Source organism: Nocardioides sp. NPDC006273 (assembly GCF_040613495.1).
GTDB lineage: Bacteria > Actinomycetota > Actinomycetes > Propionibacteriales > Nocardioidaceae > Nocardioides.
This window is the reverse complement of the sequence record NZ_JBEXSD010000011.1, coordinates 74,305-98,282: the sequence shown is the minus strand read 5'-3', so window position 1 is coordinate 98,282 and position 23,978 is coordinate 74,305. Positions and strand designations below refer to the sequence as shown.

Sequence of the window (23,978 nt, the reverse complement as noted above, 5' to 3'; positions counted from 1 at the left end):
TACCGAATCGGTAGCAATGGCGCGCCGAATCGGTAGTTCTGGGGATCGAAATTGCAGAAGTGGAGGCCGAATCCGTACTTATGGCGAAGGCGCGTCAGCCCGATCGCCACAACTACAGACTCGGCCTCCACAACTACAGACTCGCCGTCCAGAACTACCGATTCGCCGTCCAGAACTACCGATTCGGCAGGGAGTCAGAGGGGAGCGCGGAACATCTCGAAGGTCGTACGCCGGCGCTGCTCGAAGCCGAGACCGAGGTAGACCGAGATGGCGCTGGTGTTGGTGACCGAGGCGTGCATCAGCGCCCGACAGCCGCGGGTGTGGATGTCGGCGGTGACGGCGTTGACCAGGCGGCGGGCGAGGCCGCGGCCGCGGGCCTCGGGAGCGGTGCAGACGGCGCTGATCTCGACCCACCCGTCCGGGTGCATCCGCTGGCCGGCCATCGCGACGAGTCGACCCTCGTCGCGCAGCCCCAGATACGTACCCATCGTGTAGGTCGACTTCTCGAACGGTCCGGGCTCGGTGCGAGCGACGAGGTCGAGCATCTCGGGTACGTCGGTGGCCCCGAGCACGACCGCCTCGGGATCGGGCGCCGCGGCGACCCGTGGCGTCTCGACGAGCTGGACCCCCTCGCCACCTCCGAGGACCGACCATCCGTCCCCGCAGACACCCTCGGCGCCGGTGATCAGCGCCGTGCCGCCGGGGCCGACGGCCGCGGCCAGGTCACGCCACGCCTCCGGCGAGCTCGGGTCGGAGACCGCGGCGAAGGGCGAGATGTCGGGCCGGTAGCGGCGAGCGAGTCCCGCCCCCTCGGAGAGCCAGGCATGTGCCCCGGTCAATGACGACCACACCGGGTTGTCGAGGACATCGTCGAGAAGAAGATCGGGCTGAGAGACGGACACCCTGGGATTTTCCCATCACCGCACCAGGCACGGTTAACCCTTTTCGACGGGTGGCTCGATAATGGACCGGTGCCTTCCGCTCTGCCTCCCGGCGACCCCGCCCCCGCCGACGGGTCGCTGCCGACCGACTCGCTGAGCACGCTGGGGGCGAAGGGGCTGGGCTTCTACGTCCACGTCCCGTTCTGCACGGTCCGGTGCGGCTACTGCGACTTCAACACCTACACCGCGACGGAGCTCGGCCCCGGGGTGAGCCGGCAGACGTACGCCGAGCAGGCCATCGAAGAGGTCAGGCTGGCGCGCCGGGTGCTGGGCGCCAGTGACAGACAGGTCGACACCGTCTTCTTCGGCGGCGGCACTCCGACGCTCCTGCCGGCGAGCGACCTGACCAGCATCCTGACAGCGATCAAGGACGAGTTCGGGCTCGCCGACGACGTCGAGGTGACGACGGAGGCCAACCCCGACTCCGTCGACCCGGACTACCTGCGGGCCCTGCTCGCGGGCGGCTTCACCCGGCTCAGCTTCGGCATGCAGTCGGCCGTCCCCCACGTCCTGAAGACCCTCGACCGCACCCACGACCCCGAGCGGGTCCCGCTGGTCGTGGAATGGGCCCGCGAAGCCGGCTTCGAGCAGGTCTCCCTCGACCTCATCTACGGCACGCCCGGCGAGTCGGTCACCGACTGGAAGACGAGCCTCGACTCCGCGCTGGCCAGCAACCCCGACCACATCTCGGCCTACTCCCTCATCGTCGAGGACGGCACGGCTCTGGCCCGAAGGGTCCGGAGAGGCGAGATCGAGATGCCCGACGAGGACGACCTCGCCGACAAGTACGAGCTGACCGACGCCGCCCTCCGAGAGCACGGCCTGACCTGGTACGAGGTCTCCAACTGGGCCACCGACGAGACCCAGCGCTGCCGCCACAACATGCTCTACTGGCAGGGCGGCGACTGGTGGGGGGTCGGCCCGGGCGCCCACAGCCACGTCGGCGGCACCAGGTGGTGGAACGTCAAGCACCCCAAGGCGTACGCCGATCGCATCATCAGCGGGCAGAGCCCGGCCCACGCCCGCGAGATCCTGGCAGAGGAGGACCGGCGCGTCGAGCGCGTCCTCCTCGAGCTCCGCCTGGCCGACGGGCTGCCCACTCACACCCTCGACGACGAGGGGCGTGCGGCCCTGCCCGATCAGGTGCGCCGCGGCCTGGTCAACGTCTCCGACGACACGATCGTCCTCACCGAGACCGGCAGACTCCTCGCCGACGCGGTGGTCCGAGACCTGCTCCCCTGACCGGCCCTGAGCCCGGGACGTCGGTCCTGATCAGAGGATCAGGGGAGTTCCTGATTGGTAAACACCGCCGGACAGGGCATGGTGGAACTATGGCAACCACAACTCTTTCCCGCCCCTCCAACGACAAATGGATCGCCGGCGTCTGCGGCGGTCTCGGCGAGCGGTTCGGCATCAACTCCAACCTGATCCGGCTGGCCTTCGTCCTCTCCTGCCTGCTGCCCGGACCGCAGGTCGTCGTCTACCTCGTGCTGTGGATCATCATGCCGAAGAAGTCGTCCTACTGATCGCTGCTCCGCATCACTGCTCGGCCGTCACGAAGTCGATAAGCTCCTCGACCCGACCGAGCAGGTCGGGCTCGAGGTCGCCGAACGTGTTCACCCGCCCCAGGATGTGCTTCCACGCCCGGGCGATGTCGGCCTGGTCGCGGTGGGGCCAGCCCAGATGCTGGCAGATGCCCTTCTTCCACTCGATCGAGCGCGGCACGTTCGGCCAGGCCTCCAGCCCGACCCGATCCGGCTTGACCGCCTGCCACACGTCGATGAACGGGTGACCGACGATCAGCACGTGCTGACCGACCGCGGAGCGCCGGATCGACTCCGCGATCCGGTCCTCCTTCGAGCCTTTGACCAGGTGGTCCACCAGGACCCCCACCCGACGCGACGGCCCGGGACGGAAGTCGACCAAGTGGTCGGCGAGGTCGTCGACGCCGCCGAGGAACTCCACGACGACGCCCTCGATCCGCAGGTCGTCGCCCCAGATCTTCTCGACCAGCTCGGCGTCGTGACGTCCCTCGACGAAGATCCGCGACTCGCGCGCGACCCGGGCCTTGACGTTGTCCACGGCCACCGAGCCCGACGCGGTGCGGGTCGGCTTCGCGGGTGCCGTGCGGGTCACCGGGGGAGTGAGGATGACCGGCTTGCCCTCGAGCCAGAAGCCCGGCCCGAGGGGGAACGTACGCCGCTTGCCCTTCCGGTCCTCCAGGGTCAACGTGTGCAGATCGCGGTCGATCCGCACGATCTCACCGACGAAGTCGGTCTCGACCTCCTCGACGACCGCGCCCAGCTCTGCGGGAGTCTCGACGGCACGCCCGTGCTTGGGCTTGCGCCAGTCGCCGGCCAGTACGTCGGAGCCGTAGCGATCGCTCATCCGGAGAACGTTAGTGGAGTCAGCAGCGAGAACCGGTGAGCACTCGCCCGAGCTGCTCGAGAACCTCATCCGGCGTGGCCGCGGTCTCGGGGAACCGGAAGGTCACGTGGTGGCCGCCGTCGAGGGTGATCCAGGAGACGTCGACGCTCTCGGCGGTGAGGTTGGAGAGGCGTACGCCCACGATGTGGCGCGGCCGCAGCCCGAGCCGTGCCGAGAGCGAGCGGCACAGGTCCGCCTGGTGGTCGTCGTTGGCGTGGGCCGTGATGCGGACCAGCAGATCGTCGGCGATCATAGGACTCTCCAGTGGGGCGGAAGCAGTGCGGCGAAGGGCTCTAAGGTCAGCCTAACCTAAGACTATCTCGATAGCGAGAGAAGTGCGATGTGCCACAGGGCGGAGCGGCCGCCGGAACTGGTGCCTGTGACGTGAACCGGTAGGATTGGCACTCGCACGGAATGAGTGCCAGGCAGCCAGGACGAGACGATAGGAGGGCAGATGCAGAACGAACGCAGGCTCTCCGTCCTCAGGGCGATCGTCGAGGACTATGTGAAGACCGAGGAGCCGGTCGGCTCCAAGGCGCTCGTGGAGCGTCATGGTCTCGGCGTCTCCCCGGCGACGGTACGCAACGACATGGCCGCGCTGGAGGAGGAGGGCTACATCACCGCCCCCCACACCAGCGCCGGCCGGGTGCCCACCGACAAGGGCTACCGGCTCTTCGTCGACCGGCTGACCACGGTCAAGCCGATGACGGCGGCCGAGAAGCGGGCGATCGCCGGCTTCCTCGAAGGCGCGGTCGACCTCGACGACGTCGTCAGCCGCTCGACCCGGCTGCTCTCCCAGCTGACCCGCCAGGTCGCGGTGGTGCAATACCCGACCCTGAGCCGCTCGACCGTACGCCACGTCGAGCTGGTCGCGCTGGCTCCGACCCGGCTCCTCCTCGTGCTCATCCTCAGCACCGGTCGCGTCGAGCAGCGCCTGCTCGAGGTGACCGAGGAGGTCTCCGAGGAGACCCTGGCGAGCCTGCGTACGCAGATCAACACCGCGGTCGCCGGCGTCGTCATCGCCGAGGCGGGGGAGGCGTTGCGCAGCATCGCCCGCCCCGCAGACCAGCCCGCAGACCAGCCCGCCGCCGCGCACGACACGCTCGCTGCCGCCGTGGCGGAGACCCTGATCGAGGCGATGAACGACCACCGCTCCGACGAGCGGATCTCCATCGGCGGCACCAGCAACCTGGCCCGCTTCGGCGACAGCTTCGACACCGCGGTGCGCCCGCTCCTGGAGGCCCTCGAGGAGCACGTCGTGCTGCTCAAGCTGATGGGCGAGGCGACCGCGGGCGGACTGGTCACGGTGCGGATCGGCGCCGAGGGCCCCTATCAGGAGCTGTCGCAGACCAGCGTGGTCGCGACCGGCTACGGACCGGGCGACGAGGCGCTGGCCACGCTCGGCGTGGTCGGCCCGACCCGGATGGACTACCCCGGATCCATGGCGGCGGTGCGCGCGGTGGCGCGCTACCTCTCCCGGATCCTCGACGAGGCTTGAGCAGCAGACTCGATACAAGGAAGATCAGCGAACTTCGATGGCAGGAAGACCGACGTTGGACCCCTATGAGCTCCTCGGTGTCGACAAGGACGCCGACGACGCAACGATCAAGAAGGCGTACCGGAAGCTGGCGCGCCAGTACCACCCGGACGTCAACCCCGACGCCGAGTCGCAGGAGAAGTTCAAGGAGATCTCCCACGCGTACGAGGTGCTGAGCGACCCGCAGAAGCGGGCTGCGTTCGACCGGGGCGGCGACCCCTTCGCGGGCGGTTTCGGCGCGCAGGGCGCGGGCTTCTCGTTCACCGACATCATGGACGCGTTCTTCGGCGGCGCCGGAGCCGGTGGCGCGGGTGCCGGGCGCGGCCCCCGTCCGCGCGTACGCCGCGGCCAGGACGCTCTCATCCGTCTCGACATCGACCTGGCCGAGGCGGCGTTCGGTGTCACCCGCGACCTCAAGGTCGACACCGCGGTCGTCTGTGACACCTGTGGTGGCGAGGGAGCCGCGGAAGGCTCCCACCCGGTCCCGTGCGAGACCTGTCACGGCCAGGGCGAGGTCGCGGTCGTGCAGCGCTCCTTCCTGGGCGAGATCCGCACGCTCCGCCCGTGCTCGGCCTGCAACGGTTTCGGCACCGTCATCCCCGACCCGTGCCGCGACTGCAGCGGCGAGGGCCGGGTCCGCTCCCACCGCACCCTGACCGTCAAGATCCCGCCGGGCGTCGACGACGGCACCCGGGTCCAGCTCGCCGAGCAGGGCGAGGTCGGCCCCGGCGGCGGCCCCGCCGGCGACCTCTACGTCGAGATCCACGTCGCCAAGCACGCCACCTTCACCCGGCGAGGCAACGACCTGCACTGCACCGCGAAGGTCCCGATGACCGCGGCCGCGCTCGGCACCACGCTCAACCTGCCGACGCTGGAGGCCGACCTCGTCGGCGAGGTCGCCGACCAGATGGACCCCGACGACCTCTCGATCCAGATCGACCTCAAGCCCGGCACCCAGTCCGGCACCGACCACGTCCTGCGTGGCCGTGGTGTCCCCGGCCTGCGCGGCGGTCGCGGCGACCTGATCGTGACCGTCAACGTGGAGACCCCCACCAAGCTCGACCTCGAGCAGGAGGCGCTGCTGCGCCAGCTCGCCGAGATGCGCGGTGAGGAGTCCGTCCAGGGCCAGCTCAAGGCGTCCCACAAGGGCGGCGTCTTCTCCTGGTTCAAGGACACCCTCAACGGGCACTGAGACGACATGAGCGAGCGCCAGCGAGTGAACGATCAACGCATCATGTCGCTACTTCCGTATTCTTGCGCTCGCGCGACGGAGGTAGCGACATGACGCTTCCTGTTCACCTCGTCGAGTCGCTCGCCGGCACCCGTGTCGGCGACGCCGTCGAGGTGGGCGGCGACGAGGGTCATCACGCCGTCGTCGTACGCCGTCTCCGGGTCGGTGAGGAGGTCGTGCTCACCGACGGCGCCGGCGAGGGCGTCACAGGCACGATCACGGCGACCACCAAGAAGTCGATGACCGTACGCGTCGACGAGGTCGTCCTCGGCGACGCCCCGCCCGAGCCTGCGCTGACGGTGGTCCAGGCGCTGCCCAAGGGTGATCGCGGCGAGCTGGCCGTCGAGATGCTCACCGAGATCGGTGCGGCCCGCATCGTCCCGTGGGCGGCGACCCGCTCGGTCGCGGTCTGGAAGGGCGAGCGCGCGGTCAAGTCGCTGGCCCGCTGGCGTGCCACCGCCCGCGAGGCGGCCAAGCAGTCGCGGCGCCTGTGGCATCCCGAGGTCGAGCCGATGGCCAGCACCGACGCCGTCGTGACCATGATCGAGGAGGCCGACGCCGCCGTCGTGCTCCACGAGGAGGGCACCCTCCCGCTCGGCGCCGTGCCCATCGTCGACGAAGGCACCATCCTCGTCGTGGTCGGACCCGAAGGCGGCCTGACGGAGGAGGAGATCGCCCTCTTCGAGAAGGCGGGCGCCACCACGATCCGCCTAGGCGATGAGGTCCTCCGCACCTCAACGGCGGGAGTAGCCGCCGCGGCAGCCCTCTTGGCGAGAACCCGCCGCTGGGCCTAACCCGCCGAGACGTCACTTCTTGACGCCGACACGTCAGTTTCTGAAGACGTGTCTCCAGAAACTGACGTGTCACGGCCATTTTTCGACCTCTCGGCGGGCTGACAAACGTGATTTACTGAGGCGGAGCGCCCGGCGGGGGTGCGTACGTGTTCCTCAGGAGGATCAACATGGGTGACACTGACGAGATCAGGGCTGATTTCGACAAATTGAGAGAGGCCAACCAGAACCTTCTGGCGGAGCAGGAGCTGGTGCAGAGCCTCGATCTGGGGGACGCTCCGCCTGCCGCAGTGTTCGGCGGGTCGGCGTTGGGTCAGTCGTTGGCGCAGACGGTCGCGCTGGCACAGGAGAACCTGCTCAATGCGAAGCGGGAGACGGCGCAGGGTCTGGGGAAGTACGCCGATGCGACCGAGAAGGCTCAGACCGACATCATGAACACCGATGAGGGTCAGGCCGCGATCGCGCAGACCATGGCCGAGGCCCTGCAGCTGATGAGCAACCCGCTGGTGATGTTCAACAAGCAGGGCACCGCGCACGGCAAGACCATGCCGATCTGAGCCGTACGCAGGGTCAGAGGACCTCGTACGTCGCCATGATCGGTTCGATCAAAGCATCGGCGCCCTTGTGGTCGATGTCGGACTTGTTGAACTTCCACGTCACCGCCACCTGCATCCCCGCGTCGGGCACGAGGGTGGCGTAGTGGTCCTCCCAGGTGAACTCGCTCTCCGCGCGGAAGTGGTAGAAGAGCGACCCGTTGATCGTCTCGTTCGGTAGCCGTTCGAGCTTGGTGAGGCTGGAGTCGGCCTTGAACTGCTCGTGAGCGAGTTTCGCGAGTCCATCGAGTTCGGCCTGAATCTCGTCGTCGGTGGTGTAGACGTCAGCAGAGACATGTCCAGCGCCAGGCGAGAGCCCGATCTCGTTCTCTGGCGCGACAAGGCTGAGAATCTGCTTGCCGCCAGGCTCGATAGCCCAATCGGCAGGTACATGGAACTGGGCGATCTCGACCGAGGCGGCCCTCCAACCGGCGGGCACGGACGGCCCAGCGGCACCGGGTGAGGCCTCGGCGGCGCTGGTCTCGGAGGTGGGCTTCGCTTCCGGTTCCTCATCGGTTCCGCACGCAGCCAGGACGACACTGATTGCTGTGGCCAGAGTGGCGATGGCGATGCTCCGAGAGGTTCTCATGGGTCGAAACTGTAAGGCAGGCCGCCTGATCGCTGGACGACTCGGGGAACGTGTTAAAGAATCAGGCACGTGCGGGGCGCCGGGCTCCTCGTCATTTCCTCGGGAGGAATCAACCGTGACCGTACGCGGACCTTGGATGGAACGACTCAGAACATATGTGGAGGGCGCCGACGAAGCGGTCCTTGATGACCTCATCCGGCGATGGGATCGGGGCGAGCGCAGGTTCAGGAGCGCGGGTCAGGCTCTGCATGACAATGGCAAGAAGGTCGAGGACGGGTTCTCCTCGGCGTCAAAGACCGGGCCGGCCGCGCGCAGGGGTATGCAGCAGGCAGGCGAGAAGACGAGCGACAAGAGCGACGTACTGAAGGAAGCCGTCGCGGCGATGCGGCACTTCCGGGGCACGCTGTCCACGGCCCGGTCGCAGTACGCCAAGCTGGCAGCAGACCTGCCTGACTCCCATGGCCCGGCGCCCGACCCCGCGGACTTTCCGACGAAGGGCGTTGGGGTGGACGGCGAGGCGAACACGAAGCTGTTGAAGGCGGCGCAGAGCAAGCATGCCGCGGACGAGGCCAAGATCGCGCACGCCGAGACAGAGGCCGCCGCGCAGGTCGGCTATGTCGACGACGCGGTGCGTGAGGACGAGCCGAAGGTTCGGGCGCTGTTCGATGACGGCACGAACTCGCAGCCGCTGCCGGCAGGGACCCCGACGTCGCAGCCAGGGTCCTACAGTCAGATCCAGGCCTCTAAAGCACGGATCGCGGCGACCAACTCCGGCACGCTGTATCCCGACGGCATGGGCTACGAGATCCACGAGCGGGAACGCGAGAACATCAAGGCGTACGAGGCCGCCAACGAGCCCGAGTGGAACGGGACCCAGTGGATCGATGCCCATGGCAGTCCAGCGCCCGCGACGTCGTACGCGATGGTCGAGACCGCCGAAGGACTGGCCCCGATGGCCGGCGGGCCGGGGGCCAGCGCGCTCGCCATCGGCGGCGGGATGGCCCTGGGGGCCGGGATCGCCAAGGCAGTTGCCAGCAAGCTCGGAGGCGCCCGTGCTTCGGGTGCGCAGGCGAAGGCGAGCGCAGCGGGCAAGACCGCGGCGAGTGGCGCTCGCTCTGCCGCCACAGCGTCGAAGGCCGGCGCGTCGGGTGCGCGTGCCGGTGCACTCGGTTCGGCGGGACGTGCTGGCGGGACAGGTGCACAGGCTGGTCGGGGCGGCAAGGCGGGGATGGCCAGCGCCGGCAGCCGCCAGAGCTTGAAGAACGCTGGGAGGACCGGTGCTGGCGCCGCCGGCGCCCGGGGAGGCCGCGGCAAGGACGATGACACCGGGGAGGTCATCGACTACCAGGCCGACTACTCCAAGGACTACAGCGACGACGAGTACGAGAAACTCATCGAGCAGCAGCGCCTTGAGCAAGAGCAACGCAAGCGCTACCGAGGCGACGGGGACGACTAGCCGATCGGCTCAGTTTCATCGAACCATGAGGAGGCTGGCGTATCGTCAGGTTAGGCTGAACGGCGTGCCATCGACTCCTGTGACGTTGCCGGAGGTGACCCCGTTCAGAGGTCGCGAGAAGTGGGGCGAGGTCGTCGGTAACTCGATACTTGCGGCGCTGGGAGCGGTGCTCACATGGGTTGCGTTCACCCAGGTGCCAGCGCGAGTCGTTCCTGTACGCGTGGCTGCGTGGTTCACGGCTTTCGCGGTCGGCATCACGCTCGTCTTGATTGTGGCGTTGGTGTTGACGAAGCACCTGCCGACGATCCGCGAACGGAACGTGGATGGAGTTCGACGGCTCGAAGTCCATGCGTGGAGCGGCGACCGGTGGCATGCGATAGCCCTGGATACGGCTCTTGCATGTGGGGGCCTGATCGTTGCGGTGTTCGGCCTTCAAACCGGGAGCGATTGGGCCCTCGCCTCCCTGGGGATCGGGCTCGGTGGGATCTGGTTCCTTGGCAGGGTGCTCCTGGCGGCTTTCGGACGACGTAGGAATGAGAGGATCGTGCTGTTGGACGAGTACATCGTCCACAGTTCGGCGTTGGGTCGGTCCCGGTCATTGCGCAGCGCCGTTCAAGATGTCCGCGCACGCGGAAACGCGGTGTTCGTGACCCTGCGGTCGCCAGCTGCCGTGTATGAGTGTCCAGGTCTTTGGCGTGGAAGCAGGCAAATACCTACGGACATCATCGTTATCAAGTGCTCCATGATGGGGCACACTGCCAACGGCCTTGCTCAGTGGCTTCGTAGTGAGCTGGAGTTGACGAGCCAGAGTTAGTCAGTGAAGCGAGAATTTCGACGTTTCTATCGCGAGGATCTGTCCATGGTTGATGACGAACCGTTCGCAGACACAAAGGCGCACCGAGAGTTTCCCCCAGTGGTATACGTGCCGACCACGGGAGAGGACGACCCTGCCGTGCGCAGGGTCGTGATGCACAAGGTGGAGGACGGGCGGACTGCCCTGTACGTGTACTCGGCGATGGACCGGCTGCATCGTTTCTACCTCCCTGATGCTTCCTGGGTGGTGTGCGATGTCCCCGCCCTTCAGAAGGTGCATGACGAATCTCCGTACGACCTATTGTTCCTCGACGTCGATCCTGGACTCCAAGATGAGGATGGAGTCGCACCATGACGGTCGATGTTGACCTTGGAGTGCTCACGTCGATCGCAGGGGACCTCAACAATGGCGCCGAGGGACTTGAGGGCCTGGCCGGTGGCGTGCCGAAGGGGATCGACGCGGGCCCGATGACGGGTGTCATTGCGAGCATGTTGAGCCAGATCGTCGATAGCACAGGCAACGTGTCGACCTCGATGTCGAGCAGCGCCGACGCGGTCGAGGTCTGCCGACGTTACTACGCACGCGCGGACGCGGATGCTGAGGCAGGCCTCAATGACATCAAGAAGGCGATGGACAAGTGAGCATCGATACCGAGATCGAGGGCAAGCCTGCTCAGGTCGAGGGTGCCGCAGACTGGGTGCGCGACTCGCTCGCAAAGAAGCTCGACGACGCGGTGGACAAGCTCAACGACTCCCGCCGAAACGCGGACGGGTCGTGGAATTCCGAAGCTGGCGATGAGTTTGTCGACATGATGACCAGGGCACGCAACAAGACCGAGGACCTGCACGACGCTGCCAAGTCGATGACGGAGGACCTCGACGACTTCGCCGAGAAGCTGCGGCGGTGTCAGGACCAGATGGAAGACTTACGCGGCGACGCCCGGGCCGCGAAACTCGTTGTTTCCGGGTTCAAGATCGAGGACCCAGGTCCTCCGCCAGCGACGCCACCCGCATCATTCTCGGGCACGCCTGAAGAGGTGAAGCAGTACGAGAAGGATGTTGAGGTGTACAACGACCACATGGGTAAGGTGGTTGCGTACAACAACGCCAAGTCCGAGGCGGAACGTATCGACCGGCAGTACGCCGCTGCGTGTCAGTCATTGCAGAAGAAGTACTCGGTCAACCAGCATGCCGCCTGGATCCTGAGCGCCACGGAGATTCTCGGAGATGCGGCAGCCGGCGCGATCGGCGTCGACATTGCGCTGAAGCAGTCGAAGCTTCACACGCGCGCCCAAGAGCTCGTCGATGAGGCGAAGCGGGCGATCGACGAGCTGCAGGCGCACCCAGAGCGGTACATGAAGCGCAAGTGGCTCTTCTTCGAGACACTCGATGAGACGAAGCTCAGGGCGGATCAGCTGGTCCTGGAGGGAAAGCTCAGCCAGGCCGAGAAGCTTCTGGACGACGCGGCCAAGCTTGAGGATGGGAAGGTCCCGAAGTTCCTTGGGCGGGCGGGCAAGGTTCTCGGACCCCTCGGGATCGGACTGGGCATCTACAACGACTACAAGGAGGGCGAGACTGGGACCCAGATCGCCGTCTCGCAGGGTGTCTCCGCGGGAGCGGGAGTCGTTGCTGGCGGGCTTGCCAGCGCCGGCGCGTCCATGGCAACTGGGGCGGTGATGGGCGCCGCGTTCGGGTCGGTCGTGCCGGGTGTCGGCACTGCTGTTGGAGCTGTCGTCGGCGTGGCGGTCGGTGCTGGAGTTGCGATATTCGCTGACGGTGCAATCGATTCGCTGTTTGAGAATGGTCCGGACGTGAGCAAGGCGCTCGGGGAGGGTGTGAAGTCGCTCAAGGACACGGGCGATGCCATCGGCGACGCCGCCTCGTCGGTCAAGGACACCGTAGGGGGATGGTTCGACTGAGCACGCAGCAAACGCCTGGCCCCGTCGTCAGCGTCCTCGGCCTTCTCCTGGGGTTGGTAGTGACTGGCATTGGGGTAAGCTCGGTGGTTCTGTACCACGACGATCCGTTCACCACGGTCTGGTCCTCGCTCATGCTTGTACTGGGCTTGGTTGTCTCGATCTCATACACCTCTCTTCTGCTGGTGAAGCGTGTTCAGCCATCACCAAGCCCTGCTCGTGACGTTACGTTCGACGGAGAATCGGCACGGTTCTTTCCTCGCAGCGCCAACCCGGGCACCTTCATGAGCAACTGCATCTTCGTACTGCTCGGTGGCTGGTTCCTCGCACTGGGGATCGTAGGGCTCCTTGACGGGAACTGGGTCTGGCCGGTGCTGGTGGCGATACCGGCGGCATACTTCCTCGGTTTTCCTGTCTCCCGTGCCTTTGGCCGCTTTCGAAGTGGCGGGGTGTGGGTTACGAAGAGCCGGATCGTGGACGAGAATCTTGGTCTACGGCGGGAGATCGACCTGGGTAACGTGAAGACGGCGTTCGACGTGCTCGATGCAGTCAAGGTCGAGCCGGAGGATCCGTCGGGAATTCGCTACAAGAGACTGTCGCCGCGACCATGGTGTGCGCGGCTGGTTCGGGGGGAGATGCTCATCCAGGCGAAGGGTCTCGCAAGTAGCCCCGAGCGGTTCGCATCAGACCTGCGAGAGCGCGCTCTCGTCGTGCAGAACCAACCCAGGCGACGCCGGTGACCGGCTCGTCGTCGACTCGTCGGTTAGCTGTAGGGGATAGAAATGACACGTGAATCCACAGCCGCGCAGTCGCGGCCGACGCTTGTGCCGGGGATAGCGGCAGGGCTGGTTCTCGTCGGTGGGATCTGGATACTCCAAGCCCTGGCGAGCTCGGGTGCTGCTCGGGACATGCTCGAACGCGATGGCGTCCCGAGCTTCATGCAGAACCTGCTCGGCTACAACCTCGGCTTCTTCGGCCCTGATCTGCGCGTGTTGACGTCGCATCCGTCGTACGCGATCGGGGCGTTCACGGCCACGGTCGCCATGGTCGCTGTGGTGACCGGGGTGGTGTGGCTCGGCGGGCGGTACGTGATCGAGAGCGGAGGTTTCGCGATCTTCGTTCTCGCCTGGTTCGCCATTTGCCTCGCCTGCGCCACGGGACTCGCCGTGAACGTCGTGGTACGTAGCGTGCTGAGTCCGAATCCGAGCATGGGATACGCCTTCGATCTGCTGGGCGCAGCGCCGCGAGTCGGGGGTGAGTGGGGGATGACGTACGGGTGGATTCCGGCAGTGGTTGCTCTGCTCGTGATGGATCATCGGATCGCCCCGGTTCTCCGCGGCGCAGGTCCCCTGACGATCAGAGTGAGCACCTCGTCCAGACGACGGATGGTGCGGGTGGCAGGATGCGCGGATGCCGAGTGCCTCGGCGTGTGCTGCGCTTCGATCGTGGCTGGGGAGCGACGATAGAGACATGAGGAGCACACGTACGTTCCTGGGTCGACGCGTCGCTGCCACCGCGCTCTCCGGAGTGCTGGTCGGGGTGGGGGTGCTGGCCGGTGGGTGCGCAGGCGGCGATGCCGTCGCCGAGGACCCGGAGGTCTCGCCTCAGCCGTCGGAGGAGCCGTCGGCGCTGCCGCGTACCTCCGCGCTGATCACGCTGTCGGCTCCGGCCGAGGGTGCGACTGTCTCGGAGAGCTTCCAGGCCTCCGGCAAGGCCAACTCTCCTGAGGCGAACGTGCCGTGGGAGGTCCGGGACAGCTCCGGGGAGACCGTCCTCGAAGGGTTCGTGACCGCCGAGGGCTGGATGGACAAGCTCTATCCGTGGAAGACGACGGTCGACGTCTCCGAGCTCGAGCCCGGGACCTACCTCTTCATCGCCCGCACCGACGACACCTCCGACGGCGAGGGGAAGCCTGCGGAGGAGGTCGGCGCGAGGATCACCGTCGAGTAGGACATCATCGCTACCGTGATCCTCACCGAACGGCAGCTCAATCGGACTCTCCTGCTGCGCCAGCACCTGCTGTCGCGCGCCTCGATCACCCCGGCCGAGATGATCGAGCACGTGGTCGGCCTGCAGGCGCAGGAATCGCTGCCGCCGTTCCTCGCGCTGGCCGCGCGGCTGGAGTCGTTCGACCCCTACGCGCTCAGTGCCCAGCTCGAGTCGAGCGCGCTGGTCCGGCTCTCCTCGCTGCGCTCGACGATCCACATGCACACCGCCGCCGATGCGGCGCTGATCAGGGCCTGGACCCAGCCGGTCCACGACTTCTACACCCAGCGGGTCGAGATCGTCCGTCCCGCGGTGCAGGTCGAGGGATTCGTGGAGGCGGTCGAGGACGTACTCGCCCTCGGTGCGCTGCCCAACGCGGCCCTCGAGGCCGGTCTGGTCGAGCACTTCCCCGACATCCCGGCCAAGGCGCTGGGCCTGCGCGCGCGCAACGAGCTGCCACTGGTCCAGCTGCCGCCGCGAGGTCTGTGGAAGGGCTCGGGCGGGCTCGTCTACGACCTGCTGCCGCGCTGGACGGGGGTGTCGCCGGTCGTCGCCGACGACGTCGTCCCGGACCTGGCGCCGCAGATCGTACGCCGCTACCTGCTCGCCTACGGGCCGGCGAGCGCCGCCGACATCACCACCTGGTCGTCGTTGACGCGGCTCGGCCCGGTGGTCAAGCGGATCGACGGGCTGGTGACCTACCGCGACGAGGCCGGCAAGACCCTCTACGACGTCCCGGACGCGCCGCTCGCCACCGGCGAGGAGCATGCTCCGGTGCGGCTGCTGGGGAGGTTCGACAACCTCTGGCTCTCCCACGCCAACCGGGAGCGGATCACGGCCAAGGAGACCCGCAAGGAGTGGGGGATCGGAGGCGGTGGCGCGGTCATGATCGCGGGCGGTCATCTCGTCGGTCTGTGGAAGCCGGTCGACGGCAAGGTCGAGGTCGTCAAGCTGCTCCGCGACCTCACGCCCGACGAGCGCGACGAGCTCGCGGAGGAGACCGTACGCGTCGAGTCGTTGCTCGCGAGCTGACGCAGGAACTATCCAGTAGGAGTCGGGCGGACTGCCCGCGTAGCATGGAGGCACCAGCCTCGTGACGAGAAAGGGCCCGCTCCGGGCATCCATGACCGACCGACACCCAAGTCCGCAACCGATCGACGCCTCCGAACCGGGGGTCAACGCGACCACCAAACACACCGTGGTCGTCCCGAACAGCGTCGACATGGTGACCGTCCTCGGCCCGGCCGATGAGCACCTCGGGATCATCGAGGCCCACTTCGACGCCGACGTGCACGTGCGCGGCAACCGGATCACCCTCCACGGCGCCCCCAGCGAGATCGCGATGATCGAGCGGGCGCTGGAGGAGCTGGTCCAGATCATCCGCACCGGCCAGGGCGTCAGCGGCGAGACCGTCGAGCGCGTGATCAGCATGCTCCGCGCCGACACCACCGAGAAGCCGGCCGACGTGCTGAGCCTCAACATCCTCTCCAACCGCGGCCGCAGCATCCGCCCCAAGACGCTCAACCAGAAGCGCTACGTCGACGCGATCGACAAGCACACGATCACCTTCGGCATCGGCCCGGCCGGCACCGGCAAGACCTATCTGGCGGTCGCCAAGGCGGTCCAGGCGCTGCAGTCCAAGCAGGTCAACCGGATCATCCTGAGCCGGCCCGCGGTCGAGGCAGGGGAGAAGCTCGGCTTCCTGCCCGGCACCCTGACGGAGAAGATCGACCCCTACCTGCGCCCGCTCTACGACGCGCTGCACGACATGATGGACCCGGAGATGATCCCCAAGCTGATGGCGTCGGGGACGATCGAGGTCGCCCCGCTCGCCTTCCTCCGCGGCCGCAGCCTCAACGACTCCTTCATCATCCTCGACGAGGCGCAGAACACCACGCCCGAGCAGATGAAGATGTTCCTGACCCGGCTCGGGTTCGGCTCCAAGATCGTGGTCACCGGCGACGTCACCCAGACCGACCTGCCCTCCGGGCAGAAGTCGGGGCTGCGGGTCGTCGAGGGCATCCTCGAGGACGTCAAGGACATCAGCTTCAACAACCTGACCAGCCACGACGTCGTCCGCCACCGACTTGTCGCCAAGATCGTCGCGGCCTACGAGGAGCACGACGTGCAGGGCCAGGGACGGGCCTCCGGGGACAGTCGGGCATGAGCGAGCGACCAGCATGAGTGAGCGACAGCGAGCGACCATAAGCCTCAGGCCGCCGCGTCCGTATGATTGCGCTTGCGCTACGGAGGTGGCGGCATGAGCACCGAGATCATCAACGAGTCCGAGCAGGAGATCGACGTCGAGCGCGTCGCCAAGCTCGCTCGCTTCCTGCTCGAGGAGCTGCGGGTGCACCCGCAGGCCGAACTGCGGATCAAGTTCGGCGACGAGGCCACGATCACCGAGCTCAACGAGCGCTACTTCGACACCGAGGGCCCGACCGACGTGCTCTCCTTCCCCGGTGACGAGCTCCTTCCCGGCCGCCTCGACGAGGAGCCGGAGGAGGGCGACCTGGGCGATATCATCATCGCCCCGACGATCGCGGCCAAGCAGGGCGAGGCAGCCGGCCACGGCACCGTGGCGGAGATCGAGCTGTTGACCACCCACGGAATCCTCCACCTGCTCGGCTACGACCACGTGGACCCCAACGAGCACGCCGAGATGTTCGCCCTGCAGGCCAAGCTGCTCGAGGCCTGGGGCTCCTCGGCCAGACCACCCGAGTAATAGGAGCACCACCACCAACCATGGACGATGCGAGGCTGCTGATCGCAGCCGCAGTTCTGGTCCTGATCGCCGGCATCTTCTCGGCCGCCGACGCGGCGCTGAGCGCCTTCTCCCGTGCCCGGGCCGCGGAGCTGGTCTCCGAGGGCCGCGCCGGTGCCAAGCGCCTGGTGGCGGTGGTCGGCGACCCCGCCCGCTACGTCAACACGGTGCTGCTGCTCCGGATGCTGTGCGAGATCGGTGCGACGGTGCTGGTCGCGCTGTGGGCCTACGACCTCTATCAGGGGCGCTGGTGGCCGACGGTGCTCACTGCGACCGGCACGATGACCGTGGTCTCCTTCGTCGTCATCGGCGTCGGTCCTCGAACGCTCGGGCGCCAGCACCACGAGCGCATCGCCCTCGCGGTCGCCGGACCGATCGGGGCGATCACCGCGATCCTCGGCCCGTTCCCGAGCCTGCTGATCATGCTCGGTAACGCGCTCACCCCCGGCAAGGGCTTCCGCAAGGGTCCGTTCTCGACGGAGACCGAGCTGCGCGAGCTGGTCGACATCGCCGAGGCCAGCGACCTGATCGAGGCCGACGAGCGCCGGATGATCCACTCGGTCTTCGAGCTCGGCGACACCCGTGCGCGGGAGGTGATGGTGCCCCGCGGCGACATCGTCTTCCTGGAGCGCCGCAAGACGCTGCGCCAGGCGCTGTCGCTGTTCCTGCGATCCGGCTACTCCCGGATGCCCGTGATCGACGACAGCCTCGACGACATCGTCGGGATGGTCTACCTCAAGGACGTCGTCGCGCGCGACTTCGAGGCGCCCGAGGTCGAGACCACCCAGCGGGTCGAGTCGCTGATGCGGCAGCCGACCTGGGTCCCCGATTCCAAACCGGTCGACGAGCTGCTCGCCGAGATGCAGCAGCACCGCCAGCACATCGCGGTCGTCGTCGACGAGTACGGCGGAACCGCCGGCCTGATCACCATCGAGGACATCCTCGAGGAGATCGTCGGCGAGATCACCGACGAGTACGACGTCGAGGACCGCGAGCCCCTCCACCTCGGCGACGGTTCCTGGCGGGTGCCGTCCCGCTTCCTGGTCAGCGACCTCGAGGAGCTCATCGGCGTCGCGGTCGAGGAGGACGACGTCGACTCCGTACGCGGTCTCATGGCCAAGCATCTCGGCCTCGTGCCGATCCCCGGGACCGAGGTCGAGGCCCACGGGCTCTGCTTCGTGGCCGAGGAGGCTGCGGGCCGAAGGAACAAGATCGGTACCGTACGCATCAGTGCCATCGTCCCGGCCGAGACCGAGGCCGACGACGAGGACCAGCACAGCGACAGGTCGGATCGGGTGAAGAACGACCGGGCGGCGAAGGCCGAACGGACGAAGAGCGAGCGGGCCGACCGGACGAAGAGCGACCGAGCGAAGACGGACAGGACGAAAGAGGCCCATGCCTGAGCAGAGTGAGCTGTCGGCCGAAGACCGCAAGCTGGTGACCCTGGCCCGCGCGACGCGGGCCCGCACCGGTGCATCCGAAGGGGCAGCCGTACGCGATCTGGACGGCCGCACCTACGCCGCGGCCACCGTGGATCTTCCCTCGCTCCAGGTCTCCGCGATCGGTGTGTGCGTGGCGATGGCGGTGGCCTCCGGTTCGAAGGGTCTCGAGGCCGTCGTCGTGCTCGGCGAGGCGGCGGAGGCCTCCGCGAACGACCTCGCGGTCGTCAAGGAGTTCGCGGGCGAGGATGTCCCGGTCCTCGTCGGCGATCCCCGCGGCGACCTCCGCTAGCGTCTGCTCGATCAGCGAGCGGCTCGGTGGCCGCCGGTGCCGCCCGCCGTGCCCGTCTCGGGGACGAGCGGGAGGGTGCCGAGCTCGATCGTGACGTGGATGCCGTCCTCGTCACGGTAGGCGGTGAGGCCGTTCATCGTGGCCATGTCGACGCCCTTCTCGCGCATGTGCACGACGATCTGGTCGATCGCCAGTGCGAGCCGCGCCTGGGAGACGGACTTGTTGCGCCACTTGACCTGGTTCTCGGTGAAGTAGGGGGTTGCCTTCTCGGCGAGCGTTGCCACAGCGTCACGATGGGCAGCACTGGACATGGGGACCCTCCAGGGTGCACGAGATGGGGGAGCTCGACGGGTGCAGTCGGTGCTTGCGACTGTAAGCGAACTAACCAAAAAATCGAAACCGAAGATCCATCGTGAGCGTAAAGTGGGTCGAGTGACGGGTGAGACTGGCTGGGTACGACACAACGAAGCCGTCGAACGGCTGACCGACTCTTACGCGAAGATCCCTGACGGCGCTCCCGTCAGGCTCGCCAAGCGCACCACCAACCTCTTCAGAGCCCGGGCCGCGACCAGTGCGCCGGGCCTCGACGTCTCCGGGCTCGGCGGCGTGATCGAGGTCGATGCCGCCGCGGGCACCGCCGACGTCCAGGGCATGTGCACCTACGAGGACCTCGTCGACGCCACCTTGGCGCACGGGATGATCCCCTACGTGGTCCCGCAGCTGCGCACGATCACGCTCGGTGGGGCGGTGACCGGCATGGGCATCGAGGCCACCTCGTTCCGCAACGGTCTTCCGCACGAGTCGGTCCTCGAGATGGACATCCTCACCGGCGCCGGTGAGATCGTCACCACGAAGCCTGGGGAGGATCTGTTCGACACCTTCCCCAACTCCTATGGGTCGCTCGGCTACGCCACCAGGCTCAAGATCAAGCTGGAGAAGGTGCCGGGATACGTCGCGCTGCGCCACGTACGCTTCGACGATCTCGGCCTGCTCACCAAGACGATCGCGCAGATCACCGAGACCAGGACGTACGAAGGCGTCCAGGTCGACGGGCTCGACGGGGTCGCGTTCGAGCCGGGGGAGTACTACCTCACCCTGGCGACCTGGACCGAGAAGTTGGCGCAGACCCCGAGCGACTACGGCGGCCAGCAGATCTACTACCGCTCGATCCAGGAGCGTGAGACTGATCTGCTGACGACCTACGACTACCTGTGGCGCTGGGACACCGACTGGTTCTGGTGCTCGGGTGCCTTCGGCGCCCAGAACAAGTACGTACGCCGCCTCTGGCCGCGCCGGCTGCGGCGCTCCGACGTCTACATGAAGCTGGTCGGCCTGGACCGGAAACTCGGCATCGCCGACAAGCTCGACGCGCGCGCCGGGAGGCTGCTGCGGGAGCGGGTGATCCAGGACATCGAGGTCCCGGTCGAGAACCTCCCGGCCTTTCTGGAGTGGTTCGATGCCGAGATCGGGATGCGGCCGGTCTGGCTCTGCCCGCTGGTCTCCCAAGGGGTCTCGACAGGTTCGACCACCGAAGGGACGAAGTGGCCGACCTACCCGCTCGAGGCGGGCCGGACGTACGTCAACGTCGGGTTCTGGGGCACGGTCCACGTCGGCCCCAGCGCGGTGAATGCTCCGAAGAACCGCGCGATCGAAGAGCAGGTCCACGAGCTCGGAGGACATAAATCGCTCTACTCCGAGGCGTTCTACGACAAGGATGTCTTCGACGCTCTCTATGACGGGGACAACCTCGCTGCTGTGAAGGCGAGGTATGACCCAGGCAATCGGTTGACCGATCTGTACAGCAAGGCGGTGAAGAGACTGTGAATCACATTGCAGAGACCATCAACGAGCTCTTCGACGGTGGGCTGCCGATCAAGCTCACCGCGTACGACGGCAGTGTCGCCGGCGACCGGGACTCTCCCTTCGGGATGGAGATCCTGAACCCGCGCGGGCTCGCGTTCCTGCTGACCGCGCCGGGCGATCTCGGCCTGGCCCGCGCCTATGTCAGCGGCGACATGGAGCTCCGTGGGATCCATCCGGGCGACCCCTACCCGCTCCTGGACCTGATCCTGGACAAGACCGACTTCAAGCGGCCCAGCCCGCGCGAGACGGTCGAGCTGGTCCGAGCCCTCGGGGCGACGAACTTCGTCCCGCCCAAGCCACCGCCGCAGGAGCACCTGCCCGCGTGGCGGCAGCGGGCCGAGAACGTACGCAACATCTCCGGCCGCGCGCTCAGCGCGCTGCCGTGGACGCGACACTCTCCCGAGCGCGACGCCGACGCGATCCACCACCACTACGACGTCTCCAACACCTTCTACGAGTACGTCCTCGGCCCGTCGATGACCTACACCTGTGCGCTCTACCCGACCGAGCAGTCCACCCTCGAGGAGGCGCAGGCGGCCAAGTACGACCTGATCTGCCGCAAGCTCGGGCTGGAGCCCGGGATGCGGCTGCTCGACATCGGTTGCGGCTGGGGCGGGATGGTGCGCCACGCTGCCCAGCACTACGGCGTGAAGGCGCTCGGCGTGACCTTGTCGCGGGAGCAGGCCAACTGGGCCCAGCGGGCGATCAAGGCCGACGGCCTCGACGACGTCGCCGAGGTGCGCTACTCCGACTACCGCGATGTGGTCGAGGGGGACTTCGACGCGGTCAGCTCCATCGGGCTCACCGAGCACATCGGCGTGGCCAACTACCCGGCGTACTTCGGCAAGATCTCGAGCAAGCTGCGCGACGGCGGCCGCCTGCTCAACCACTGCATCACCCGTCCCGACAACATCTCGCGGGCGAACGCGGGGGCGTTCATCGACCGCTACGTCTTCCCCGACGGCGAGCTGATCGGCTCCGGCACGATCGTCTCCGCGATCGAGAACACCGGCCTCGAGGTGCAGCACCACGAGAACATCCGGGTCCACTACGCCAAGACGCTGGCGGCGTGGAACGACAACCTCCGCACCCACTGGGACGCCTGCGTCAACGAGGTCGGCCTCGGCACCGCGAAGGTCTGGGGCATCTACATGGCCGGTTCCCGGATCGGCTTCGAGCGCAACAACATCCAGCTCCACCACGTGCTCGCGACCAAGACCGTCGACGGGCACTCGGACTACCCCCTGCGGCACACCTTCTGAGGCCCATCCCGCCGAGAATGTAGTTCTGTAGATCGAGAATGCAGTTGTGGGCGACGAAAAGTAGAGTTTCGTCGCCCACAGCTGCAGATTCGGCTGGGATGTCGAAGTGGCGGAGTCCTGTTCGTGGCATAGGTGAAGGGTTCTGATCCCAGCCGAAGGAGACAGTCATGGAGACCTACAACCTTGCCGAGCACGACGCCCCGCCGATGTCCTGGGCGAAGGTGACGGCTCGCCTGGACCGCGGGTTCAACCAGGGGCCGGGGTCACAGGAGGGCGAGCCCGGGCGCTGCACGACCTGGGTGAGCACGATCAACGCCGACGGCGGTCCGCACGTGAACGCCCTTGGCGCGGTCTGGCTCGACGGCAGCTTCTACCTGGTCACCGGCCCGGGGACGCGGCGTGGCCGCAACCTCGCCCGCGATCCCCGCTGCGCGCTGTCGCTCTCGGTCCGTGAGTTCGACCTGGTTGTGGAGGGCCGCGTGACGCGGGTCCTCGGCGACGAGCTCGAGCGCGTGGCCAAGCACTACCACGACGACGAGGGCTGGCCGGCCGAGGTCGACGAGTCGGGCGAGGCCGTCACCGCGCCGTTCAACGCGCAGAGCGCCGGCCCGGCGCCTTGGCACGTCTTCCGTATCGAGGCGACCTCCGCGCACGCGGTCGCGACCGTCGAGCCCTACGGTGCGACCCGCTGGAGGTTCTGATGACCGACCTGTTCGCCGGGCTCCCGGTCGCGGACCTGGCGCGAGCGGCCCGTTGGTACGAGGCGTTGCTCGGCGGCCCGCCGGCCTTCTACCCCAACGACATCGAGGCCGTCTTCGAGGTGGTCGAGCACGGGTACGTCTACATCGAGGTGAGGCCCGCTCTCGCCGGGAGCGGTTTCGTCACCCTCTTCGTCGACGACCTGGACGACCGCCTCGCCGCGATCGCCGGCCGCGGCTTGCGGCCGGAGTCGCAGGAGACATACGACAACGGGGTCCGCAAGGTCCACTTCCGTGACCCCGATGGAAACCAGATCGGGCTGGGAGGTGCCCCCGCCTGATCAGGTCGGGATCGGGAGACCGTGCTCCTTGGCGTAGGCACGCCGGCAGGCCGCCGCGCAGAAGCCCATGGTCTCCCCGGCGTGCTCCAACGTGATGGCTCCGCGCTCGAGCGTGACCCGCATGCCGCACATCGGGTCGATGACGACGCCCTCGGGGAGAACGACCTCGCCTGCGCTGTGTCTCGCGCGGAACTCTTCCGTCATCCAGCTGGTCAGCTCGTCTGCCGTCGTCGGTTTGCCGTTGAGCCCGATGCTGCCGTCTGTGATCCCCACCAGGTTGATCCAGAGGTGCCCACCCGGCCGGGTCCAGCCGTGGTCGCGGTCGACCTTGCGTACGCCGGCGCGGATGGCGCCGGACAAGGGGCGAGACATCTCCTCGCGCCACGCCTCGGGAACGGTGGCAGTGATGACCAGCGGCGGTGAGGCGGGCGGTGCCCACGCCCCGTCACCGGTGGTCCAGCCGACGAGCTCCCGGAAGGCGATGTGGGTGATCGCCCGGCCTCGAGCCATCGTCTCCTCCGGCGCGCTCACGCCCTCGTTGAGGAGCGACGTCACCGCTTTCGTCAGGGTCGCGCGGTCGCCGTCGGTGAGTGCACCGGCGGGAGCGGCGATCTCGATCAGGAACATGTCAGGCCTCCTCGTGGTGGGCGTCGGGATCGAAGCCGGCGGGGGCGCGATCGATGAACGCGGTGATCGTGGCGATCCGCCCGGAGCGGTCCAGACCGAGGACGTCGGTTCCCTCGGCGAACGAACCCTCCTCCTTGCGGATCTCCCAGCGCACCCGGACGTGCTTGTGGTGTGCATCAGGCTCGGCGCGGGCCACGAACGTGTAGGCACCGACGCCCTCGGTGAACTGGCGGGTGAAGTCGATCAGCGCCTCGAGGCCGGCGGACTCGCCGATCGGGGTGGAGCGAGCGACGTCGGCGGTGAACAGGGTGGCACCGAGGGTGCGCTGCTCCTCGGCGGAGAGGTTCCAGAACGAGACGTACGCCTCGGCGGTGGCGGCAGGTGAGCGGGGTGTGGTTTCAGTGGTCATGGC

30 protein-coding genes are annotated in these 23,978 nt (G+C 67.4%); 23 read left to right on the top strand and 7 right to left on the bottom strand.

Going from position 1 to position 23,978, the window contains the following annotated elements; translation table 11 throughout:
- Positions 1-194: 194 nt before the first annotated feature.
- Positions 195-902: a GNAT family N-acetyltransferase gene (locus ABZZ22_RS07445; RefSeq protein ID WP_354928654.1), complete on the bottom strand. Its 708-nt coding sequence runs from the start codon at positions 900-902 to the stop codon at positions 195-197.
- Between the two features lie 69 nt (positions 903-971).
- On the opposite strand from ABZZ22_RS07445, the gene hemW reads away from it, so the two are divergent.
- Entirely contained in the window at positions 972-2,183 is a 1,212-nt protein-coding gene (hemW, locus tag ABZZ22_RS07440) for a radical SAM family heme chaperone HemW (protein ID WP_354928651.1), read from the top strand.
- Positions 2,184-2,272: 89 nt separating this feature from the next.
- Entirely contained in the window at positions 2,273-2,467 is a 195-nt protein-coding gene (locus tag ABZZ22_RS07435; protein ID WP_354928648.1) for a PspC domain-containing protein, read from the top strand.
- Positions 2,468-2,480: 13 nt separating this feature from the next.
- Here ABZZ22_RS07435 and ABZZ22_RS07430 read toward each other — a convergent pair whose 3' ends face one another.
- Together ABZZ22_RS07430 and ABZZ22_RS07425 are read right to left on the bottom strand one after the other, a co-directional pair.
- Positions 2,481-3,329 carry a DUF3097 domain-containing protein gene (locus ABZZ22_RS07430; protein WP_354928645.1) on the bottom strand — a complete coding sequence of 283 codons (849 nt, stop codon included), beginning with the start codon at positions 3,327-3,329 and terminating at the stop codon, positions 2,481-2,483.
- A gap of 19 nt (positions 3,330-3,348) precedes the next feature.
- Positions 3,349-3,621 (bottom strand): hypothetical protein, encoded by a 273-nt coding sequence (locus ABZZ22_RS07425; protein ID WP_354928642.1) that lies wholly within the window; start codon positions 3,619-3,621, stop codon positions 3,349-3,351.
- A 201-nt stretch (positions 3,622-3,822) separates the two neighbouring features.
- Here ABZZ22_RS07425 and hrcA point away from each other — a divergent pair, with 201 nt between their 5' ends.
- The 4 genes from hrcA to ABZZ22_RS07405 all read left to right on the top strand — a co-directional run bounded on the left by hrcA (position 3,823) and on the right by ABZZ22_RS07405 (position 7,484).
- Positions 3,823-4,866, top strand: a complete 1,044-nt coding sequence (gene hrcA, locus ABZZ22_RS07420; RefSeq protein ID WP_354928639.1) for a heat-inducible transcriptional repressor HrcA — start codon at positions 3,823-3,825, stop codon at positions 4,864-4,866.
- Between the two features lie 37 nt (positions 4,867-4,903).
- The gene (dnaJ, locus tag ABZZ22_RS07415; protein ID WP_354928636.1) at positions 4,904-6,097 is read left to right on the top strand and encodes a molecular chaperone DnaJ; all 1,194 of its coding nucleotides are present in this window, start codon (positions 4,904-4,906) and stop codon (positions 6,095-6,097) included.
- 89 nt (positions 6,098-6,186) lie between these two features.
- The gene (locus tag ABZZ22_RS07410) at positions 6,187-6,930 is read left to right on the top strand and encodes a 16S rRNA (uracil(1498)-N(3))-methyltransferase (protein WP_354928633.1); all 744 of its coding nucleotides are present in this window, start codon (positions 6,187-6,189) and stop codon (positions 6,928-6,930) included.
- A gap of 167 nt (positions 6,931-7,097) precedes the next feature.
- Complete coding sequence (locus ABZZ22_RS07405) at positions 7,098-7,484, top strand: hypothetical protein (RefSeq protein WP_354928630.1); 387 nt, start codon at positions 7,098-7,100, stop codon at positions 7,482-7,484.
- Positions 7,485-7,497: 13 nt separating this feature from the next.
- Here ABZZ22_RS07405 and ABZZ22_RS07400 read toward each other — a convergent pair whose 3' ends face one another.
- A complete protein-coding gene (locus ABZZ22_RS07400) occupies positions 7,498-8,109 on the bottom strand; it encodes a hypothetical protein (protein WP_354928627.1) in 612 nt (203 codons plus the stop codon).
- A gap of 136 nt (positions 8,110-8,245) precedes the next feature.
- On the opposite strand from ABZZ22_RS07400, the gene ABZZ22_RS07395 reads away from it, so the two are divergent.
- The 13 genes from ABZZ22_RS07395 (at position 8,246) to ABZZ22_RS07335 (ending at position 18,775) form a co-directional block, all read left to right on the top strand.
- Entirely contained in the window at positions 8,246-9,565 is a 1,320-nt protein-coding gene (locus tag ABZZ22_RS07395) for a hypothetical protein (RefSeq protein ID WP_354928625.1), read from the top strand.
- A gap of 25 nt (positions 9,566-9,590) precedes the next feature.
- On the top strand, positions 9,591-10,379 hold the full coding sequence (locus ABZZ22_RS07390; RefSeq protein WP_354928622.1) for a hypothetical protein: 789 nt from the start codon (positions 9,591-9,593) through the stop codon (positions 10,377-10,379).
- Positions 10,380-10,424: 45 nt separating this feature from the next.
- Positions 10,425-10,733, top strand: coding sequence for an SAV_915 family protein (locus tag ABZZ22_RS07385; RefSeq protein ID WP_354928620.1), 309 nt, complete (start codon positions 10,425-10,427; stop codon positions 10,731-10,733).
- Entirely contained in the window at positions 10,730-11,020 is a 291-nt protein-coding gene (locus tag ABZZ22_RS07380) for a hypothetical protein (RefSeq protein ID WP_354928617.1), read from the top strand. Before ABZZ22_RS07385 ends, ABZZ22_RS07380 begins: the two co-directional genes overlap by 4 nt.
- On the top strand, positions 11,017-12,297 hold the full coding sequence (locus ABZZ22_RS07375) for a hypothetical protein (RefSeq protein ID WP_354928614.1): 1,281 nt from the start codon (positions 11,017-11,019) through the stop codon (positions 12,295-12,297). Before ABZZ22_RS07380 ends, ABZZ22_RS07375 begins: the two co-directional genes overlap by 4 nt.
- On the top strand, positions 12,285-13,034 hold the full coding sequence (locus ABZZ22_RS07370; RefSeq protein WP_354928612.1) for a hypothetical protein: 750 nt from the start codon (positions 12,285-12,287) through the stop codon (positions 13,032-13,034). Before ABZZ22_RS07375 ends, ABZZ22_RS07370 begins: the two co-directional genes overlap by 13 nt.
- Positions 13,035-13,232: 198 nt before the next feature.
- Positions 13,233-13,760 (top strand): hypothetical protein, encoded by a 528-nt coding sequence (locus ABZZ22_RS07365; RefSeq protein WP_354928609.1) that lies wholly within the window; start codon positions 13,233-13,235, stop codon positions 13,758-13,760.
- A gap of 4 nt (positions 13,761-13,764) precedes the next feature.
- Positions 13,765-14,244 (top strand): Gmad2 immunoglobulin-like domain-containing protein, encoded by a 480-nt coding sequence (locus ABZZ22_RS07360; protein WP_354928607.1) that lies wholly within the window; start codon positions 13,765-13,767, stop codon positions 14,242-14,244.
- A 15-nt stretch (positions 14,245-14,259) separates the two neighbouring features.
- Positions 14,260-15,312, top strand: a complete 1,053-nt coding sequence (locus ABZZ22_RS07355; protein ID WP_354928604.1) for a winged helix DNA-binding domain-containing protein — start codon at positions 14,260-14,262, stop codon at positions 15,310-15,312.
- A 190-nt stretch (positions 15,313-15,502) separates the two neighbouring features.
- Complete coding sequence (locus ABZZ22_RS07350; RefSeq protein WP_354928675.1) at positions 15,503-16,447, top strand: PhoH family protein; 945 nt, start codon at positions 15,503-15,505, stop codon at positions 16,445-16,447.
- A 93-nt stretch (positions 16,448-16,540) separates the two neighbouring features.
- Positions 16,541-17,005, top strand: coding sequence for an rRNA maturation RNase YbeY (gene ybeY, locus ABZZ22_RS07345; RefSeq protein ID WP_354928601.1), 465 nt, complete (start codon positions 16,541-16,543; stop codon positions 17,003-17,005).
- A 20-nt stretch (positions 17,006-17,025) separates the two neighbouring features.
- Complete coding sequence (locus ABZZ22_RS07340; protein WP_354928599.1) at positions 17,026-18,447, top strand: hemolysin family protein; 1,422 nt, start codon at positions 17,026-17,028, stop codon at positions 18,445-18,447.
- A complete protein-coding gene (locus ABZZ22_RS07335) occupies positions 18,440-18,775 on the top strand; it encodes a cytidine deaminase (RefSeq protein ID WP_354928597.1) in 336 nt (111 codons plus the stop codon). The genes ABZZ22_RS07340 and ABZZ22_RS07335 overlap by 8 nt, the downstream gene beginning before the upstream one ends.
- An 11-nt stretch (positions 18,776-18,786) precedes the next feature.
- On the opposite strand, the gene ABZZ22_RS07330 is transcribed toward ABZZ22_RS07335, so the two are convergent.
- The gene (locus ABZZ22_RS07330) at positions 18,787-19,059 is read right to left on the bottom strand and encodes a hypothetical protein (protein WP_354928594.1); all 273 of its coding nucleotides are present in this window, start codon (positions 19,057-19,059) and stop codon (positions 18,787-18,789) included.
- Between the two features lie 148 nt (positions 19,060-19,207).
- On the opposite strand from ABZZ22_RS07330, the gene ABZZ22_RS07325 reads away from it, so the two are divergent.
- The 4 genes from ABZZ22_RS07325 (at position 19,208) to ABZZ22_RS07310 (ending at position 22,939) form a co-directional block, all read left to right on the top strand.
- Positions 19,208-20,599 carry an FAD-binding oxidoreductase gene (locus ABZZ22_RS07325; RefSeq protein WP_354928592.1) on the top strand — a complete coding sequence of 464 codons (1,392 nt, stop codon included), beginning with the start codon at positions 19,208-19,210 and terminating at the stop codon, positions 20,597-20,599.
- On the top strand, positions 20,596-21,900 hold the full coding sequence (locus ABZZ22_RS07320; protein WP_354928589.1) for a class I SAM-dependent methyltransferase: 1,305 nt from the start codon (positions 20,596-20,598) through the stop codon (positions 21,898-21,900). The genes ABZZ22_RS07325 and ABZZ22_RS07320 overlap by 4 nt, the downstream gene beginning before the upstream one ends.
- Before the next feature lie 167 nt (positions 21,901-22,067).
- Positions 22,068-22,601, top strand: a complete 534-nt coding sequence (locus ABZZ22_RS07315; protein WP_354928586.1) for a pyridoxamine 5'-phosphate oxidase family protein — start codon at positions 22,068-22,070, stop codon at positions 22,599-22,601.
- Positions 22,601-22,939, top strand: a complete 339-nt coding sequence (locus ABZZ22_RS07310; RefSeq protein WP_354928583.1) for a VOC family protein — start codon at positions 22,601-22,603, stop codon at positions 22,937-22,939. Before ABZZ22_RS07315 ends, ABZZ22_RS07310 begins: the two co-directional genes overlap by 1 nt.
- On the opposite strand, the gene ABZZ22_RS07305 is transcribed toward ABZZ22_RS07310, so the two are convergent.
- Together ABZZ22_RS07305 and ABZZ22_RS07300 are read right to left on the bottom strand one after the other, a co-directional pair.
- The gene (locus ABZZ22_RS07305) at positions 22,940-23,566 is read right to left on the bottom strand and encodes a hypothetical protein (RefSeq protein ID WP_354928581.1); all 627 of its coding nucleotides are present in this window, start codon (positions 23,564-23,566) and stop codon (positions 22,940-22,942) included. It lies immediately after the preceding gene.
- 1 nt (position 23,567) lies between these two features.
- Positions 23,568-23,975, bottom strand: a complete 408-nt coding sequence (locus ABZZ22_RS07300) for an isomerase (protein ID WP_354928578.1) — start codon at positions 23,973-23,975, stop codon at positions 23,568-23,570.
- Positions 23,976-23,978 lie beyond the last annotated feature (3 nt).

Coding starts and splice junctions, on each gene's coding strand:
- ABZZ22_RS07435 (WP_354928648.1), top strand. CDS start 2,273: ATGGCAACCACAACTCTTTCCCGCCCCTCCAACGACAAATGGATCGCC.
- ABZZ22_RS07430 (WP_354928645.1), bottom strand. CDS start 3,329: ATGAGCGATCGCTACGGCTCCGACGTACTGGCCGGCGACTGGCGCAAG.
- ABZZ22_RS07425 (WP_354928642.1), bottom strand. CDS start 3,621: ATGATCGCCGACGATCTGCTGGTCCGCATCACGGCCCACGCCAACGAC.
- hrcA (WP_354928639.1), top strand. CDS start 3,823: ATGCAGAACGAACGCAGGCTCTCCGTCCTCAGGGCGATCGTCGAGGAC.
- dnaJ (WP_354928636.1), top strand. CDS start 4,904: ATGGCAGGAAGACCGACGTTGGACCCCTATGAGCTCCTCGGTGTCGAC.
- ABZZ22_RS07410 (WP_354928633.1), top strand. CDS start 6,187: ATGACGCTTCCTGTTCACCTCGTCGAGTCGCTCGCCGGCACCCGTGTC.
- ABZZ22_RS07405 (WP_354928630.1), top strand. CDS start 7,098: ATGGGTGACACTGACGAGATCAGGGCTGATTTCGACAAATTGAGAGAG.
- ABZZ22_RS07400 (WP_354928627.1), bottom strand. CDS start 8,109: ATGAGAACCTCTCGGAGCATCGCCATCGCCACTCTGGCCACAGCAATC.
- ABZZ22_RS07395 (WP_354928625.1), top strand. CDS start 8,246: ATGGAACGACTCAGAACATATGTGGAGGGCGCCGACGAAGCGGTCCTT.
- ABZZ22_RS07390 (WP_354928622.1), top strand. CDS start 9,591: ATGAGGAGGCTGGCGTATCGTCAGGTTAGGCTGAACGGCGTGCCATCG.
- ABZZ22_RS07385 (WP_354928620.1), top strand. CDS start 10,425: ATGGTTGATGACGAACCGTTCGCAGACACAAAGGCGCACCGAGAGTTT.
- ABZZ22_RS07380 (WP_354928617.1), top strand. CDS start 10,730: ATGACGGTCGATGTTGACCTTGGAGTGCTCACGTCGATCGCAGGGGAC.
- ABZZ22_RS07370 (WP_354928612.1), top strand. CDS start 12,285: ATGGTTCGACTGAGCACGCAGCAAACGCCTGGCCCCGTCGTCAGCGTC.
- ABZZ22_RS07365 (WP_354928609.1), top strand. CDS start 13,233: ATGCAGAACCTGCTCGGCTACAACCTCGGCTTCTTCGGCCCTGATCTG.
- ABZZ22_RS07360 (WP_354928607.1), top strand. CDS start 13,765: ATGAGGAGCACACGTACGTTCCTGGGTCGACGCGTCGCTGCCACCGCG.
- ABZZ22_RS07350 (WP_354928675.1), top strand. CDS start 15,503: ATGGTGACCGTCCTCGGCCCGGCCGATGAGCACCTCGGGATCATCGAG.
- ybeY (WP_354928601.1), top strand. CDS start 16,541: ATGAGCACCGAGATCATCAACGAGTCCGAGCAGGAGATCGACGTCGAG.
- ABZZ22_RS07340 (WP_354928599.1), top strand. CDS start 17,026: ATGGACGATGCGAGGCTGCTGATCGCAGCCGCAGTTCTGGTCCTGATC.
- ABZZ22_RS07335 (WP_354928597.1), top strand. CDS start 18,440: ATGCCTGAGCAGAGTGAGCTGTCGGCCGAAGACCGCAAGCTGGTGACC.
- ABZZ22_RS07315 (WP_354928586.1), top strand. CDS start 22,068: ATGGAGACCTACAACCTTGCCGAGCACGACGCCCCGCCGATGTCCTGG.
- ABZZ22_RS07310 (WP_354928583.1), top strand. CDS start 22,601: ATGACCGACCTGTTCGCCGGGCTCCCGGTCGCGGACCTGGCGCGAGCG.
- ABZZ22_RS07305 (WP_354928581.1), bottom strand. CDS start 23,566: ATGTTCCTGATCGAGATCGCCGCTCCCGCCGGTGCACTCACCGACGGC.
- ABZZ22_RS07300 (WP_354928578.1), bottom strand. CDS start 23,975: ATGACCACTGAAACCACACCCCGCTCACCTGCCGCCACCGCCGAGGCG.